The organism is Azotobacter chroococcum (assembly GCF_004339665.1).
GTDB lineage: Bacteria > Pseudomonadota > Gammaproteobacteria > Pseudomonadales > Pseudomonadaceae > Azotobacter > Azotobacter chroococcum.
This window is the reverse complement of the sequence record NZ_SMMU01000001.1, coordinates 429,172-443,280: the sequence shown is the minus strand read 5'-3', so window position 1 is coordinate 443,280 and position 14,109 is coordinate 429,172. Positions and strand designations below refer to the sequence as shown.

The window sequence follows — 14,109 nt, the reverse complement described above, 5'->3', positions numbered from 1 at the left end:
CCACCTGATCCCATCCCGAACTCAGCAGTGAAACGACGCATCGCCGATGGTAGTGTGGGGTTTCCCCATGCGAGAGTAGGTCATCGTCAAGCGCCCATTGCAAACCCCCGAGCCAGCCATGGCTCGGGGGTTTTTGCTGTCTCACAAAGCTAGCTGTAAGCCTCCGACTATATCATCTATCTGATTCCGCCGAGACAGGCGGTCGTGCCGTCAACCCGGCGCCTCCGGCACCAGCGTGGCGCTGATCCACGGCATCAACGCCAACATCATGCAAATAAGGTAATCCCCGACTAAGCCGGGGGATTACCTTATTTATGCATGGCTCTCTTGAATAAGCTCAATCTTGTAGCCGTCTGGATCAGACACAAAAGCAATGATTGTCGTCCCATGGTTCATAGGGCCTGCCTCTCTGATTACGTTTCCGCCATTTTGCTTGATATCCTCGCAAGCCTTGTAGGCGTCATCGACAGCTATGGCAATATGACCAAAAGCAGTACCCATCTCATATTTATCAACGCCCCAGTTATAGGTCAATTCAATGACTGCATTTTCCTCTTCTTTTCCATATCCAACGAAGGCTAAAGTGAATTTCCCATCAGGATAGTCATGTCTTCTAAGAAGGCTCATGCCCAGAACACGGGTGTAGAAGTCGATCGACTTATCCAAATTGGTTACGCGAATCATGGTATGTAGAAGACGCATGTTTAATCCTTGTATGAATGGAGTGTCAGAGAGGATTCTAGAAAGAAGTGTTCCAAAGAGGCAAATTATGAGTATTGTATTTGATGCATTGGCAAATGCTTGTGCTTACGCCCTTGATAGCCAAGGCAAGCAAGAAGGAGAGGCACGGGCCATTTTCATATAAGGCCACTACCTAGCTGGGTATGGAGGAGAGGGGGATCACTTCGATCCCACGGGCGCAATGGCGCTTCCAAATATGAGCTTTTTATAGCAAGTGGTAATGTCAGAGTTAAGCTGAGGTAGGCGGCTGCAGCTACATTCGCCTGCCTCCAGTCCGGCTATAAATTAAGCCTCAAGAAAAGGCTCGCATTTATATATCAAAGTCGTAGTCGGCAAGGTCTTTTTGCAAGCGGCGCTCTTCGAGGTAGTTGTCTATGATCCGGCGCTTGGTCAGATTGGTCTTGGCAACTTCAACTTCGGCTCCAGTATCGTCTGCTTCCTCGGCAGCAAAATCTTCATCGAGCTCAATATCGGCTTTGTCGGTGGCCATACGTTCACTCCAGGCTACGGGCGCTATGGCGCCTCTTATAGCGGCAAAGTCTATGAGGGTAAAAAAGATTTTTTCAATTGATCTGCGGCGATTGCAAAGAAAGGTTAATCGTCGGATGTCTTGTGCTTGTACTCGCACAGATCTTCAATGCGGCAGCTGCCGCATAGCGGCTTGCGGGCCTTGCAGACATAACGACCATGCAGGATCAGCCAGTGGTGGGCGTCCAGCAGATACTCCTTGGGCACCAGTTTGATCAGCTTGCGCTCGACCTCCAGTACATTCTTGCCGGGCGCAATGTGGGTGCGGTTGCTGACCCGAAAGATGTGCGTATCCACTGCCATGGTGAAATGCCGGAAAGCCGTGTTGAGTACCACATTGGCTGTCTTGCGGCCGACCCCTGGCAGCGCTTCCAGGTCTTCCCGATTGTCCGGAACCTGACTGTTGTGCTTCTCGACGAGGATGCGACAGGTCTCGATGATGTTTTTGGCTTTGCCGTTGAACAGGCCGATGCTCTTGATGTACTCGCTCAGTCCCGTAACGCCCAGAGCGAAGATGGCTTCCGGAGTGTTGGCCACTGGAAAGAGCTTGGCGGTGGCCTTGTTCACCCCGACGTCAGTGGCTTGAGCAGAGAGAATCACTGCGATCAGCAGTTCGAATGGTGTGTTGTAGACCAGTTCCGTGGTCGGAGTGGGGTTGTCTTCCTGGAGGCGACGAAAGATTTCCCGGCGTTTGGCAGCGTTCATGATTGGGCGGATTTCAGGCTGGGGATTTACTCGATCGCTCCGGTTACCCGCACGCGGCGGTTGGCTACGGGAGCTTGTGGTTGCATGGCCTTGGCTCGTTCGGCACGCTGCTCGTCGATCCGGTTCTTCAGTGCAATCAAGAGGCCGAGCACAATAAAGGCTCCGGGCGGCAGTATGGCCAGCAGAAACCCCTTGTAGTCGTCGATCAGCACGATGTGCCAATCGGTTGCCGCCGGGCCGAACAGCAGATGCATGTTGGCAAACAGTCCACCAGTGCCGAACAGTTCGCGCAACCCTCCCAGCACGACCAGCACAGCGGCAAAGCCCAGCCCCATCATCAAGCCGTCGAAGCCGGCCAGCAGGGGAGAATGCTTGGCGGCAAAACCGTCGGCTCGACCGAGGATCACGCAGTTGGTGGTGATCAGCGGAATGAAGATGCCGAGGATCTGGTAGAGCTCGTAGGTGAAGGCCTGCATCAGAAGTTCGATGCAGGTGGTCAGTGCGGCGATGATCATCACGAAGACCGGCAGGCGCACCGCGGTATTCACCACACTGCGCACCAGCGATACGGCCACGTTGGAGCAGCCCAGCACCAGCACCGTGGCCAGCCCGAGTCCCAGGGCGTTGACGGTCGAGTTGCTTACACCGAGCAGTGGGCAGAGCCCGAGCAGTTGCACCAGCGCCGGATTGTTCTTCCAGAGTCCGTTGACGCTCAGTTCACGGTAGCTGGGATTGCTCATGGTGTACTCCCTTGCCGCTCGGAGAGCTGTGTGTTCAAAAGTGTCGCCTTGTTGGCCTGGAAATACTGCAAGGCCTGATGGACTGCCTTGACCACGGCCCGCGGCGTAACAGTAGCCCCGGAGAACTGGTCAAATTCCCCGCCGTCCTTCTTCACGGCCCATCCGGATTCGGCCGGGTTCTCAAGGGATTTACCCTCGAAATTGCGGATCCAGGGGGCCTTGGCCAGTTCGATCCGATCCCCCAGGCCGGGGGTTTCCCGGTGGCCGATGACCCGTACTCCAGCCAGCCGACCGTCGGCCTGGATACCGATCAGCAGGTGGATAGCACCACTGTAGCCATCAGGCGCAGTGGCCCGGAGGATCACTGCGGTGGTCTGTCCATCCTTGCGGGCGAGATGGGCCGGTTGCGGTCCACGATGGCCGAGCTGCGGCTCGTCGAGCAGGATGCTGCTGGCAAGCAGATCGTTGTCGTAGCTGCCGGCCGGGAGAATCTCGCCCAGGGCGCGGCTCTGGGCCTGGCGTTCGGCGGCCTGGATCCGGCCGGCCGTACCCCATTGGAGCAGTGTGACACCGCCGACCGTAACCACCGCGAATAGCCCCAATACCAGACTGTTCTTCAACATCGAGCGGCCGATTTCAGGCATGGGCATGGTTCAGTCTCCCACCTTGAAGCCGCGTTCCGCCTTGCGATGCCCATAGGTGCGCGGACGGCTGAAGTAGTCGATGGTCGGCGCGGCCAGGTTCATCAGCAGCACGGCGAAGGCCACCGCGTCCGGATAACCGCCCCAGGCGCGGATCACATAGACGAGGATGCCGACGCCAATCCCGAAGATCAGCCGCCCTTGGTTGCTGGTTGCGCCGCTCACCGGGTCGGTGATGATGAAGAAGGCACCCAGCATGGTCGCACCGCTCAGCAGGTGAAACAGCGGCGAGCCGTTGGAGTCGGAGCCCGAGCCGTTCCAGAACAGCAGGCTCATGACGAACAGCGCGCCGAGCATGCCGACCGGCGCGTGCCAGCCGAACAGGCGGCGCCGGAGCAGGAACAGCCCGCCGGCGAGGAAGGCCAGGTTGACCCATTCCGCTCCCCGGCCCCCCAGGTAGCCGAATGCCGGATTCTGCGCCCAGAGCTCCTCCATGGTCAGGCTCCGATTGGTCTTCAGCACATCCAGGGCTGTGGCCTGGCTCCAGCCATCGGGCAGGGCGGCGATGCCGAGGATCTGCTGGAGGCCTTCAAGCGAGCCGACGGCATGGGACGCCGGCCAGGCGGTCATTTCCACCGGAAAGGAAATCAGCGCCACCACATAGCCGACCATCGCCGGGTTGAAGGGATTCTGTCCCAGCCCGCCATAGACGTGCTTGCCGAACAGGATGGCGAAGCCGCAGGCCGTCAGGGTCAGCCACCAAGGCGAGTAGGGCGGCAGGGCCAGAGCCAGCAGCACGGCCGTGAGCAGGGCGCTGCAGTCGTTGAGAAAGAAGCCGACCGGACGCTGCCGGAGGTGCAGAACGGCCGCCTCGAAAGCGAGCGCTGCGGCGCTCGCCCAGAGCAGGTTGATCAGGGTGCCGAAGCCATATAGCCAGGTCAGCGCCAAGACCCCAGGCAGGGTGGCGAGCAGCACCAGTTGCATGATCTGACGGGTACGGTTGCTGCCTGTGGCATGGGGCGAAGTGATGCGGGGCAGGGCCATTGGCGCTCCGTTGTGTACTTGCCTTGGGGCGCGGCGATCCGGCTCGCTGGATGGACGCCGCAGCCGGGTTATTCGCTTTGGTGTTCCGCCAGCCGCCGTTCGGCTTCGGCCAGACGCGTCCGTGCCGACTCCAGCGCAGGCGGATCGGCAGCCTCGTCGCGCTCCAGCTTGCGCAGGTCGGCACGGGCGAAGGCGAGCTCGGTCTTCAGGGCCCGCAACTTTTCGTCCAGCGGACGCTTGTTGGTGCGCACCAGCTGCGGCGCAGGCTTGTCCGAGGCTTCCTCGGCGGCATGTAGGTTCCGCTCGGCGCCGGCCAGGGCTTCGCGCAGCCGCGTCAGTTCGGTTTCATCGGCGTCGGCTTTCTCGGCCTTTTTCAGTTCGGCACGCTTCATCGCCAGTTCGATCTTGGCTTTCTTCAGCGCCGCATCGGCGCCTGCCGGCGCTGCGGCCGTGGCGGCCGCCAGGGCTTTCTGCGCCGCTTCGGCGGCGGCGCGCAACTCGGCCACCTGGGCTTCCAGCTCTGCCGTAACGTGGGCGGCGAGCTGCTTTTCGGCCTTTTTCAAGGCGACCTGGGCCATGCTCGCCTCGATCTTCAGCCTTTTCTGGAGATCGGAGAACCCGGCCGCCGGGTTGGCCGGCAGAACTTCCTGATGGGGCACCGAAGCGCTTTCCGCTTCTACCGCCTTGGCCCGCGCGGCCTTTTCGGCGCGGGCCTGGCGTTCGGCTTCCTTCTGCTCCTCGGCCTTGCGCAGACGTTCCTGACGCAGCTCGAAACGCCGCCGGGAGTGCTCGGCCTTGTGCTGCTTCTGCTCCAGTTCGCGGATTTCCGCCTTGGCCGCGCGGTAGTACTGCACCAGCGGCAGGTTGGAGGGGCAGACGTAGGCGCAGGCGCCGCATTCGATGCAGTCGAACAGGTTGTGTGTCTTGAGCTGTTCGTGCCCCTGGCCGAGGGTGAAGAAATGCAGCTGTTGCGGTAGCAGGCTGGCCGGGCAGACGTCGGCGCAGGCGCCGCAGCGGATGCACGGCAGCGCCGCTGGCGGAGGCGGCAGTTCGCTGCGGGTCGGCGCCAGCAGGCAATTGCTGGTCTTGATCAGCGGCGCGTCGAGCGAGGGCAGGGTGAGGCCCATCATCGGACCGCCCATGATCAAGCGGTCCATGCGCGTCTCGTCCAGCCCGGCGAAGGCCAGCAGCTCGCTCACTGGTGTGCCGAGCAGGGCCTCGACGTTCATCGGTCGGGCCAGGGCCTCGCCGGTCAGGGTGACGATGCGCGAGATCAGTGGGCGGCCTAGGAGCACCGCGTCATGGATGGCGACACAGGTACCGACGTTCTGGCAGAGTATGCCGATGTCCGCCGGCAGGCCGCCGCTCGGCACCTGCTGGCCGGTCAGAATCTCGACCAGTTGTTTCTCGCCGCCGGACGGATACTTGGTCGGCAACACCCGCAGGCTGAACGGCCGCTCGCCGATGGCTGTCCGCATTGCAGCGATGGCCTCGGGCTTGTTGTCCTCGATACCGATCAGCACCTGCTCGGGCTGGATCAGCCAGGCGAGGATCTCGATGCCGACGACCAGTTCGGCAGCCCTTTCGCGCATCAGCCGGTCGTCGGCGGTGATATAGGGTTCGCACTCGGCGCCATTGATGATCAGCGTGTGGATCTTTTCCTGCGGGCGTGCCGTCAGCTTCATCGCGGTGGGAAAGCCGGCGCCGCCCAGACCGCTGATGCCGGCCAGGCGGATCCTCTCCAACAGTAGCGCCGGCTCCAGGCTGCGGTAGTCGGCACAGGGTTCTAGTGTGGTCCACTCGTCCAGACCGTCGCTGTCGATCACGATGGCCGGCGCGAGCATGCCGGAAACATGGGGATAGGGCTGCAAACCGATGAAGCCCACCGTGCCGGAGGTCGGTGCGTGCAACGGAGCGCTGACCCGCCCGCTGGCGGCGGCGATCGGCTGGCCCTTGAGAACCCGCTCGCCGACCGCGACGATAGGCTCGGCTGGCGTGCCGATATGCTGGCCGAGTGGCAGGATCAGGCGGGCGGGCAACGGCGCCGGCTGGATCGGCGTGCGGTTGGAGAGCGCCTTGCGCTCCGGCGGATGGATGCCGCCATGGAAATCCCAGAGCTTCACGTCACTCATGCCGTCCGCTCCCGATCGCTGGCGATCAGCCGGCCGGGAGGCAGGGGCAGATCCCATTTCCAGTGTTGCAGGGTGCCCGCGACCGGGACCATCTCGATGCAATCCACCGGGCAGGGCTCGACGCAAAGATCGCAGCCGGTGCATTCGGTGGCGATCACCGTGTGCATCTGCTTGGCGGCGCCGACGATGGCGTCCACCGGGCAGGCCTGCAGACACTTGGTGCAGCCGATGCATTCGGCCTCGCGGATGCGCGCGACCATCTGCGGTTTCTCGCCTTCGGCGGCATCCAGCGGCTCGGGCTCGAGGTCCAGCAACTCGGCCAGAGCCTGGATGGTCGCCTCGCCACCGGGCGGGCACTTGTTGATCTTGTCGCCGGCGGCGATGGCCTCGGCGTAGGGCTTGCAGCCGGGGTAGCCGCACTGTCCGCACTGGGTCTGCGGCAGCAGCGCGTTGACCTGCTCGGCGATGGGGTTGCCCTCGACGCGAAAGCGCACCGCCGCGTAACCGAGAATGGCACCGCAGACCAGGCACAGCAGGAGCAGGGCGAAAACGGCACTCATGGCTTGATCAATCCGGAAAAGCCCATGAAGGCCAGGGACATCAGGCCGGCGGTGACCAGGCCGATGGCGGCGCCCTTGAAGGGTTTGGGCACGTCGGCGATGGCGATGCGCTCACGCAGGGCGGCGAACAGCACCAGCACCAGGGAAAAGCCGAGACCGGCACCGAAGCCGTTGATGCCGGACTCGAGGAAGCCGAAGCCGGCCTTGTTGGCGTTGAGCAGGGCCACGCCGAGGACGATGCAGTTGGTGGTGATCAACGGCAGGAAGATGCCGAGCACGCGGTAGAGCAGCGGGCTGGTCTTGTTCACCAGCATCTCGGTGAACTGCACCACCACGGCGATCACCAGGATGAAGGCGATGGTGCGCAGGTAGTCCAGCTCCAGCGGTTCGAGCACGTACTGCTGCAGCAGGTAGCTGCACATGGCCGTCAGGGTCAGCACGAAGGTGGTGGCCAGGGCGAGGCCGATGGCGGTCTCGATCCGCTTCGACACGCCCATGAACGGGCAGAGGCCGAGGAACTGCACCAGCACGAAGTTGTTGACCAGGATGGCGCCAACCAGGATCAGAACGAGTTCGGTCATCGCGGGGGCACCGTGGTGCGAGCTGGAGTCGGGGAGAAAAGGTGTCCATTATCCGGGAAGACGCCAGAACGGACAACCGCGAGGGTTGTCCGGCGAAGGCTTCTGGAGCGCGGGGGCGGGGTGGAAAACTCTCCACCCCGGCGGGCCTCAGTGCACGCGCTGACCGGGTTTGGCGCCGGCGTCCGGGCTGAGCAGGAAGATCTCGCTGCCGCCAGGGCCGGCGGCCAGCACCATGCCTTCGGACAGGCCGAACTTCATCTTGCGCGGCGCCAGGTTGGCGACATACAGGGTCAGGCGGCCTTCCAGCTGGCTCGGGTCCGGGTAGGCGCTCTTGATGCCGGAGAACACGTTGCGCTTGGCGTCGCCGATGTCCAGGGTCAGGCGCAGCAGCTTGTCGGCGCCCTCGACGAACTCGCACTTCTCGATCAGGGCGATGCGCAGATCCACCGCCGCAAAAGCGTCGAAGTTGATTTCCGCGGCCAGCGGCTCCTTGGCCAGTTCACCGTTGCCCTGCGGGGCGGCGGCTTCGGTGCTCTGGGCGGCGAGGTCTTCCTTCGAGGCTTCGATCATGGCGTCAATCTTCGCGGGTTCGATACGGGTCATCAGCGGGATGAACGGGTTCAGCGGGTGGTTGGCTAGGCGCAGCGCGTGGTCCTGCCAGGTCAGCGGGGCGACGTTGAGAAAGCTCTCGGCGGCAGCGGAGAGGTTCGGCAGCACCGGCTTGAGGAAGATCACCAGCTGGCGGAACAGGTTGACGCCGAAGGCGCAGATTTCCTGGACCTCGGCCTGCTTGCCCTCGACCTTGTTCAGTGCCCAGGGCGCCTTGTCGGCGATCCAGGCGTTGGCGCGGTCGGCCAGGGCCATGATCTCGCGCATGGCGCGGCTGAAGTCGCGGTGCTCGTAGGCCTCGGCGATGGCCGGAGCGGCGGCCTGGAAGGCGTCCCAGAGTTCCGGCTCGGGGTTGGCGTCGACCATCACCCCATTGTTGCCCTTGTGGATGAAGCCGGCGCAGCGGCTGGCGATATTGACCACTTTACCCACGAGATCCGAATTGACCTTCTGCACGAAGTCCTCGAGGTTGAGGTCGAGGTCGTCCACGCCGCGCGACAGCTTGCTGGCGTAGTAGTAGCGCAGGTACTCGGGATTCAGGTGGTCCAGGTAGGTGCGTGCCTTGATGAAGGTGCCGCGCGACTTGGACATCTTCTGGCCGTTGACGGTCAGATAGCCGTGGACGCAAACCTGCGTCGGCTTGCGGAAGCCCGCGCCTTCGAGCATCGCCGGCCAGAACAGGGTGTGGAAGTTGACGATGTCCTTGCCGATGAAGTGGTACAGCTCGGCGCTGGAGTCCTTGCGCCAGAAGGCGTCGAAGTCCAGCTCTGGACGGCGCGCGCAGAGGTTCTTGAAGCTGGCCATGTAGCCGATCGGCGCATCCAGCCAGACGTAGAAGTACTTGCCCGGCTCGCCGGGAATCTCGAAGCCGAAGTAGGGCGCGTCGCGGGAGATGTCCCACTCCTGCAGGCCACCGTCCAGCCATTCGGCGATCTTGTTCGCCACTGCATCCTGCAGGCTGCCGCTGCGGGTCCAGTCCTTCAGCATCGCCTCGAAGTCCGGCAGCTTGAAGAAGAAGTGCTTGGAGTCCTTGAGCACCGGGGTGGCGCCGGAGATCGCCGAGCGCGGGTCCTTCAACTCGGTCGGCTCGTAGGTGGCGCCGCACTTCTCGCAGTTGTCGCCGTACTGGTCCTCGGCGCCGCACTTCGGGCAGGTGCCCTTGATGAAGCGGTCGGCGAGGAACATGCCCTTGTCCGGGTCGAAGTACTGGGTTACCGAGCGGGTGGCGATGTGTCCGGCGTCGCGCAGGCGGGTGTAGATCAGCTCGGCCAGCGCGCGGTTCTCCTCGGCGTGGGTCGAGTGGAAGTTGTCGAAGTCGACCAGGAAGTCGGCGAAGTCGGCACTGTGCTCGGCCTGCACATAGGCGATCAGCTGTTCCGGGGTGATGCCTTCCTTCTCCGCGCGCAGCATGATCGCCGAGCCGTGGGCGTCGTCGGCGCAGACGTACACGCACTGGTTGCCGCGCAGCTTCTGGAAGCGCACCCAGATGTCGGTCTGGATGTACTCGAGCATGTGTCCCAGGTGGATGGAGCCGTTGGCGTAGGGCAGGGCGCTGGTGACGAGAATCTGGCGAGCTTCGGACATGGTCTGTGCGGTCGGAATTGCGGAAGGAAAGTCCGCGAGTGTAAAGCCGCGGCGGTTTTTTTTCACCCGCAGGGGTGCCATGCGAAAGCCGGCGGGCAGGCGTCTTTCGTCGCGCCTGCCGCCTGAGCATGGCGCCCGGGCCGACCTCGGCTATCATGGCCATCTGTTTTACTCGGTCTTTTTCGGGAGCACCCCATGTCCGTCACCCGTGAAGCGGTGGAAACCGCGCTGCGTCAGTACCTCGACCCGCATCTCAACCAGGACCCGGTCAGCGCCGGCTGCGTCCGCGACATCGCCATCCAGGATGGCCAGGTCAGCGTGCGCCTGGAGCTCGGCTATGCCGCCGGGCTGTTCAAGGACGGCTGGGCGCAACTGCTCGAGGCCGGCCTGAGGAATCTCGACGGCGTGCGCGAGGCCCGGGTGCAGGTGGACTGCACGATCGCTCCGCATCAGGCGCTGGGGCAGGTGCAGGGACTGCATGGGGTGAAGAACGTCATCGCCGTGGCCTCCGGCAAGGGCGGGGTGGGCAAGTCCACCACCGCCGCCAACCTGGCCCTGGCCCTGGTTCGCGAGGGCGCGCGGGTCGGCATGCTGGATGCGGACATCTACGGCCCCAGCCAGGGCATCATGTTCGGCATTCCCGAGGGCACCCGTCCGCAGGTCCGCGACCAGAAGGCCTTCGTGCCGCTGCAGGCCCACGGCGTGCAGCTGATGTCCATGGCCTTCCTCACCGACGACAACACGCCGATGGTCTGGCGCGGGCCGGTGGTTTCCGGCGCGCTCCTGCAACTGGCCACCCAGACCGACTGGGACGACCTCGACTACCTGGTGGTGGACATGCCGCCCGGTACCGGCGACATCCAGCTGACCTTGGCGCAGAAGGTGCCGGTGGCCGGCGCGGTGATCGTCACCACGCCGCAGGACCTGGCTCTGCTGGATGCCAAAAAGGGCGTGGAGATGTTCCGCAAGGTGAACATCCCGGTGCTCGGCGTGGTGGAGAACATGGCCGTGCACATCTGCTCCAACTGCGGGCATGCCGAGCATCTGTTCGGCGAGGGCGGCGGCGAGAAGCTCGCGGCGCAGTACAACGTCGAGCTGCTCGCCTCCCTGCCGCTGTCCATGGACATTCGCAGCCAGGCCGATGCCGGCCGGCCGACGGTGATCGCCGATCCGGACAGTCCGGTCAGCCTGATCTACCAGCAGATGGCCCGCACCGTCGGCGCGCGCATCGCCCAGAGCGGGCAGATCGTCGCCCAGTCGATGCCGAAGATCGTGATCAGCGAGGATTGAAGTCCGGGGTTGTCCGCAGCCGGCGTCTTCTAGACTGAGGGCACCTCCACTGCCGAAGGTCCGCCATGCGCCTGCTGCTCGACACCCTCATCGTGCTCGCCACCGTCGCCATGATGGAGGCGGTGGCCTGGGCCTCGCACAAGTACGTGATGCACGGCTGGGGCTGGGGCTGGCACCGCTCGCACCACGAGCCACGCCACGGCTGGTTCGAGAAGAACGATCTCTATGCGCTGGTGTTCGCCGGCCTCGCCATCCTGCTGATCGCCCTGGGTACCGCCGGTCTCTGGCCGCTGCAGTGGATCGGCGCCGGCATGACCCTCTATGGCCTTCTCTATTTCCTCGCCCACGACGCCCTGGTGCATCGGCGCTGGGGGCTGCGCTACGTGCCGCGCAGCGGCTATCTCAAGCGCTTGTACCAGGCGCACCGGCTGCACCATGCGGTGCCGGGACGCGATGGCTGCGTCTCCTTCGGTTTCCTGTATGCGCCCAGGCTGGACATTCTCAGGGGGGAACTGCGACGCCTGCATGGCGGGCCGTTGCAGGGTCCGGCCGCGACCGGGTCCACAGGCCCGTGGGCCGCGGACTAGGCCTGCCGAGGCGCGAGACCAGCGCCTGCAAGCCGCCGACGGAGGCCAGACACAGCTTGTCCGTCCTGCTCGTGGCAAGGCGCGAGTCCCAGGCAGCGGAACCGGCCGCCTTCACCCTGATCCCGATCTGCCGATAGACCGCCCACGCCGTGGCGACGGCCCAGGCCGAACGCGGCGGCAGAGCCGCCAATCCGCCGAGCGCCGAGGCGTAGTAGGGCTCGGCTGCATTTACCAGGCGCCCGGCCAGATGTGCCAGCGCTGGGCGGTGCCGGGGGGCGCTCAGCGCCTCGGGCGGCACGCCGGCTTCGTCCAGCCACTGCGCCGGCAGGTAGAGGCGGCCGCTGGCGTGGTCGTCGAGGATGTCGCGGGCGATGTTGGTCAGCTGGAAGGCCAGGCCCAGGTCGCAGGCGCGATCCAGGGTGTCCTCGTCGCGCACCCCCATGACCAGCGCCATCATCACGCCGACCACCCCGGCGACGTGGTAGCAGTAGTCCAGGGTGTCGGCGAAGCTGTGGTAGCGCCGGCCTTCCACGTCCATGCGAAAGCCGGCCAGGTGATCGAGCGGGTAACGCTCGGGAATGCCGTGCCGGCGGACCACCTCCTGCAGCGCGGCGAAGGCGGGGCTGGCGGGGGGCTCGCCGGCGCAGACGCGGCGGGTGGCCTCCTCGAGCTGGGCGAGACAGGCCGGATCGGCGCCGGGCAGTCCGTTGCCGAAGCCGTGGGACTGGCCGTCGACCACATCGTCGCAATGCCGGCACCAGGCGTAGAGCAGCACCGTGCTGCGCCGGGTCGATGCATCGAACAGCCGGGCGGCGGCGGCAAAGCTCTTCGAGCCTGCGGCGATGCTCCGGCTGGCGTGTTCGAACAGGAGATCGTTCATCCGCTCAGCTCCTCGAGCATCAGTCCCGCGGTGGCCTTGGCCGAGCCGACCACCCCGGGCAGGCCGGCGCCGGGATGGGTGCCTGCGCCGACGATGTAGAGGTTGGCGATCTCGTCGTCGCGGTTGTGCGGACGGAACCAGGCGCTCTGGGTCAGGATGGGTTCCAGGGAAAAGGCCGAGCCCAGGTGAGCGTTCAGCTCGTCGCGAAAATCCAGCGGGGTGAAGGTGCGGCAGGTCACCAGGTCCTGGCGCAGGTCCGGGATGTAGTGGCGCTCCAGGTAGGCGAGGATGCGGTCGCGGTAGCGCGGCCCTTCCTGCGTCCAGTCGATGGCGGCGCGTCCCAGATGCGGCACCGGCGCCAGCACGTAGAAGCCGGAGCAGCCCGGCGGCGCCAGCGAGGGGTCGGTGACGCAGGGCGCGTGCAGGTAGAGGGAAAAGTCCTCGGGCAGGGCCGTGCCCTTGAAGATTTCCTCGATCAGGCCGCGATAGCGCGGGCCGAAGCACACCGTGTGGTGCTGCAGATGCGCGTGCTGGCGCTTCAGGCCGAAGTAGACGACGAACAGCGACATGCTGAAGCGCTTGCCCGCGAGCCGCCGGCCCTCCCGGCGGCCGCGCTCGTGTTGACCGAGCAGTTCGCGGTAGGTATGCACGACGTCGGCGTTGGAGGCGACGGCATCGGCCGCGAAACGTCGGCCATCGGCGCAGATCGCCGCGTTCAGGCGCTTGCCCTCGGCGGCCAGGCGCGCCACCGGCGCGTTCAGCTCCAGTCGCCCGCCGAGTTCCTCGAACAGTTGCACCAGGGCGCGCACCAGGGCGCCGGTGCCGCCGCGGGGGAACCACACGCCCCAGCGCCGCTCGAGGGCATGGATCAGCGCATAGATCGAGGAGGTGGCGAAGGGATTGCCGCCGACCAGCAGCGAATGGAAGGAGAAGGCCTGACGCAGCTGGTCGTCCTCGATGAAGGACGACACCATCCCGTACACGCTGCGCCAGGCCTGCAGCCGGACCAGCTGCGGCGCGGCCATGACCATGCGCTCGAAGGTCAGGAAGGGCACGCTGCCGAGCTTCAGGTAACCGGCTTCGAACACTGCCCGGGAATAGTCGAGAAAGCGCCGGTAGCCGTCGACGTCCGCCGGGTTGCGCGCTCGGATCTGGCTGTCCAGCAGGGCCTGGTCGTTCACGTAGTCGAAGCGGCTACCGTCCTCCCAGCACAGCCGGTAGAAGGGGCTGACCGGCAGCAGCTCGACGTAGTCGGCCAGGCGCCGGCCGCTTGATATGAACAGCTCTTCCAGCGCCGAGGGATCGGTGATCACCGTGGGACCGGCATCGAAGACGAAGCCTTGGTCCTCGTAGACGTAGGCGCGGCCGCCCGGCTTGTCGCGCTTCTCCAGGAGCGTGGTCTGGATCCCGGCGGCCTGCAGGCGGATGGCCAGAGCCAGGCCGCCGAAGCCGGCGCCGATCACCACGGCGTGTTTCCCTGTGCTCAT

At 64.7% G+C, this 14,109-nt stretch carries 14 protein-coding genes and 1 rRNA gene; 3 read left to right on the top strand and 12 right to left on the bottom strand.

Features of this window, described 5'->3' with window-relative positions:
- Window positions 1–92, top strand: a 5S ribosomal RNA gene (rrf, locus tag EV691_RS02145); the annotation flags it as partial.
- A gap of 220 nt (window positions 93–312) precedes the next feature.
- On the opposite strand, the gene gloA is transcribed toward rrf, so the two are convergent.
- The 10 genes from gloA to metG form a co-directional block, all read right to left on the bottom strand.
- Window positions 313–702, bottom strand: coding sequence for a lactoylglutathione lyase (gene gloA / locus EV691_RS02140; RefSeq protein WP_052263879.1), 390 nt, complete (start codon window positions 700–702; stop codon window positions 313–315).
- A gap of 349 nt (window positions 703–1,051) precedes the next feature.
- Window positions 1,052–1,231 carry a PA3496 family putative envelope integrity protein gene (locus EV691_RS02135; RefSeq protein ID WP_039803257.1) on the bottom strand — a complete coding sequence of 60 codons (180 nt, stop codon included), beginning with the start codon at window positions 1,229–1,231 and terminating at the stop codon, window positions 1,052–1,054.
- 104 nt (window positions 1,232–1,335) lie between these two features.
- Window positions 1,336–1,974, bottom strand: a complete 639-nt coding sequence (gene nth, locus EV691_RS02130; RefSeq protein WP_131297744.1) for an endonuclease III — start codon at window positions 1,972–1,974, stop codon at window positions 1,336–1,338.
- 26 nt (window positions 1,975–2,000) lie between these two features.
- Window positions 2,001–2,714: an electron transport complex subunit E gene (locus tag EV691_RS02125; protein ID WP_131297745.1), complete on the bottom strand. Its 714-nt coding sequence runs from the start codon at window positions 2,712–2,714 to the stop codon at window positions 2,001–2,003.
- The gene (rsxG, locus tag EV691_RS02120) at window positions 2,711–3,364 is read right to left on the bottom strand and encodes an electron transport complex subunit RsxG (protein ID WP_165496526.1); all 654 of its coding nucleotides are present in this window, start codon (window positions 3,362–3,364) and stop codon (window positions 2,711–2,713) included. Before rsxG ends, EV691_RS02125 begins: the two co-directional genes overlap by 4 nt.
- Window positions 3,365–3,367: 3 nt before the next feature.
- Window positions 3,368–4,399 (bottom strand): RnfABCDGE type electron transport complex subunit D, encoded by a 1,032-nt coding sequence (locus EV691_RS02115; RefSeq protein ID WP_131297746.1) that lies wholly within the window; start codon window positions 4,397–4,399, stop codon window positions 3,368–3,370.
- A 68-nt stretch (window positions 4,400–4,467) separates the two neighbouring features.
- A complete protein-coding gene (rsxC, locus tag EV691_RS02110; RefSeq protein ID WP_131297747.1) occupies window positions 4,468–6,531 on the bottom strand; it encodes an electron transport complex subunit RsxC in 2,064 nt (687 codons plus the stop codon).
- Window positions 6,528–7,091 carry an electron transport complex subunit RsxB gene (gene rsxB, locus EV691_RS02105; protein WP_039803266.1) on the bottom strand — a complete coding sequence of 188 codons (564 nt, stop codon included), beginning with the start codon at window positions 7,089–7,091 and terminating at the stop codon, window positions 6,528–6,530. Before rsxB ends, rsxC begins: the two co-directional genes overlap by 4 nt.
- A complete protein-coding gene (rsxA, locus tag EV691_RS02100) occupies window positions 7,088–7,672 on the bottom strand; it encodes an electron transport complex subunit RsxA (protein ID WP_039803267.1) in 585 nt (194 codons plus the stop codon). Before rsxA ends, rsxB begins: the two co-directional genes overlap by 4 nt.
- 147 nt (window positions 7,673–7,819) lie before the next feature.
- Entirely contained in the window at window positions 7,820–9,865 is a 2,046-nt protein-coding gene (gene metG, locus EV691_RS02095; protein ID WP_131297748.1) for a methionine--tRNA ligase, read from the bottom strand.
- A 195-nt stretch (window positions 9,866–10,060) separates the two neighbouring features.
- Here metG and apbC point away from each other — a divergent pair, with 195 nt between their 5' ends.
- Window positions 10,061–11,155 (top strand): iron-sulfur cluster carrier protein ApbC, encoded by a 1,095-nt coding sequence (gene apbC / locus EV691_RS02090; RefSeq protein WP_131297749.1) that lies wholly within the window; start codon window positions 10,061–10,063, stop codon window positions 11,153–11,155.
- Between the two features lie 65 nt (window positions 11,156–11,220).
- The gene (locus EV691_RS02085; RefSeq protein WP_131297750.1) at window positions 11,221–11,742 is read left to right on the top strand and encodes a sterol desaturase family protein; all 522 of its coding nucleotides are present in this window, start codon (window positions 11,221–11,223) and stop codon (window positions 11,740–11,742) included.
- On the opposite strand, the gene EV691_RS02080 is transcribed toward EV691_RS02085, so the two are convergent.
- Complete coding sequence (locus EV691_RS02080) at window positions 11,657–12,622, bottom strand: phytoene/squalene synthase family protein (protein ID WP_131297751.1); 966 nt, start codon at window positions 12,620–12,622, stop codon at window positions 11,657–11,659. The two genes, EV691_RS02085 and EV691_RS02080, sit on opposite strands and share 86 nt — an antisense overlap.
- Window positions 12,619–14,109, bottom strand: a complete 1,491-nt coding sequence (locus tag EV691_RS02075; protein WP_131297752.1) for a phytoene desaturase — start codon at window positions 14,107–14,109, stop codon at window positions 12,619–12,621. The genes EV691_RS02080 and EV691_RS02075 overlap by 4 nt, the downstream gene beginning before the upstream one ends.

Coding starts and splice junctions, on each gene's coding strand:
- nth (WP_131297744.1), bottom strand. CDS start 1,974: ATGAACGCTGCCAAACGCCGGGAAATCTTTCGTCGCCTCCAGGAAGAC.
- rsxG (WP_165496526.1), bottom strand. CDS start 3,364: ATGCCCATGCCTGAAATCGGCCGCTCGATGTTGAAGAACAGTCTGGTA.
- EV691_RS02135 (WP_039803257.1), bottom strand. CDS start 1,231: ATGGCCACCGACAAAGCCGATATTGAGCTCGATGAAGATTTTGCTGCC.
- EV691_RS02075 (WP_131297752.1), bottom strand. CDS start 14,109: ATGAGCACAGGGAAACACGCCGTGGTGATCGGCGCCGGCTTCGGCGGC.
- rsxC (WP_131297747.1), bottom strand. CDS start 6,531: ATGAGTGACGTGAAGCTCTGGGATTTCCATGGCGGCATCCATCCGCCG.
- apbC (WP_131297749.1), top strand. CDS start 10,061: ATGTCCGTCACCCGTGAAGCGGTGGAAACCGCGCTGCGTCAGTACCTC.
- rsxB (WP_039803266.1), bottom strand. CDS start 7,091: ATGAGTGCCGTTTTCGCCCTGCTCCTGCTGTGCCTGGTCTGCGGTGCC.
- EV691_RS02085 (WP_131297750.1), top strand. CDS start 11,221: ATGCGCCTGCTGCTCGACACCCTCATCGTGCTCGCCACCGTCGCCATG.
- metG (WP_131297748.1), bottom strand. CDS start 9,865: ATGTCCGAAGCTCGCCAGATTCTCGTCACCAGCGCCCTGCCCTACGCC.
- EV691_RS02080 (WP_131297751.1), bottom strand. CDS start 12,622: ATGAACGATCTCCTGTTCGAACACGCCAGCCGGAGCATCGCCGCAGGC.
- rsxA (WP_039803267.1), bottom strand. CDS start 7,672: ATGACCGAACTCGTTCTGATCCTGGTTGGCGCCATCCTGGTCAACAAC.
- EV691_RS02125 (WP_131297745.1), bottom strand. CDS start 2,714: ATGAGCAATCCCAGCTACCGTGAACTGAGCGTCAACGGACTCTGGAAG.
- EV691_RS02115 (WP_131297746.1), bottom strand. CDS start 4,399: ATGGCCCTGCCCCGCATCACTTCGCCCCATGCCACAGGCAGCAACCGT.
- gloA (WP_052263879.1), bottom strand. CDS start 702: ATGCGTCTTCTACATACCATGATTCGCGTAACCAATTTGGATAAGTCG.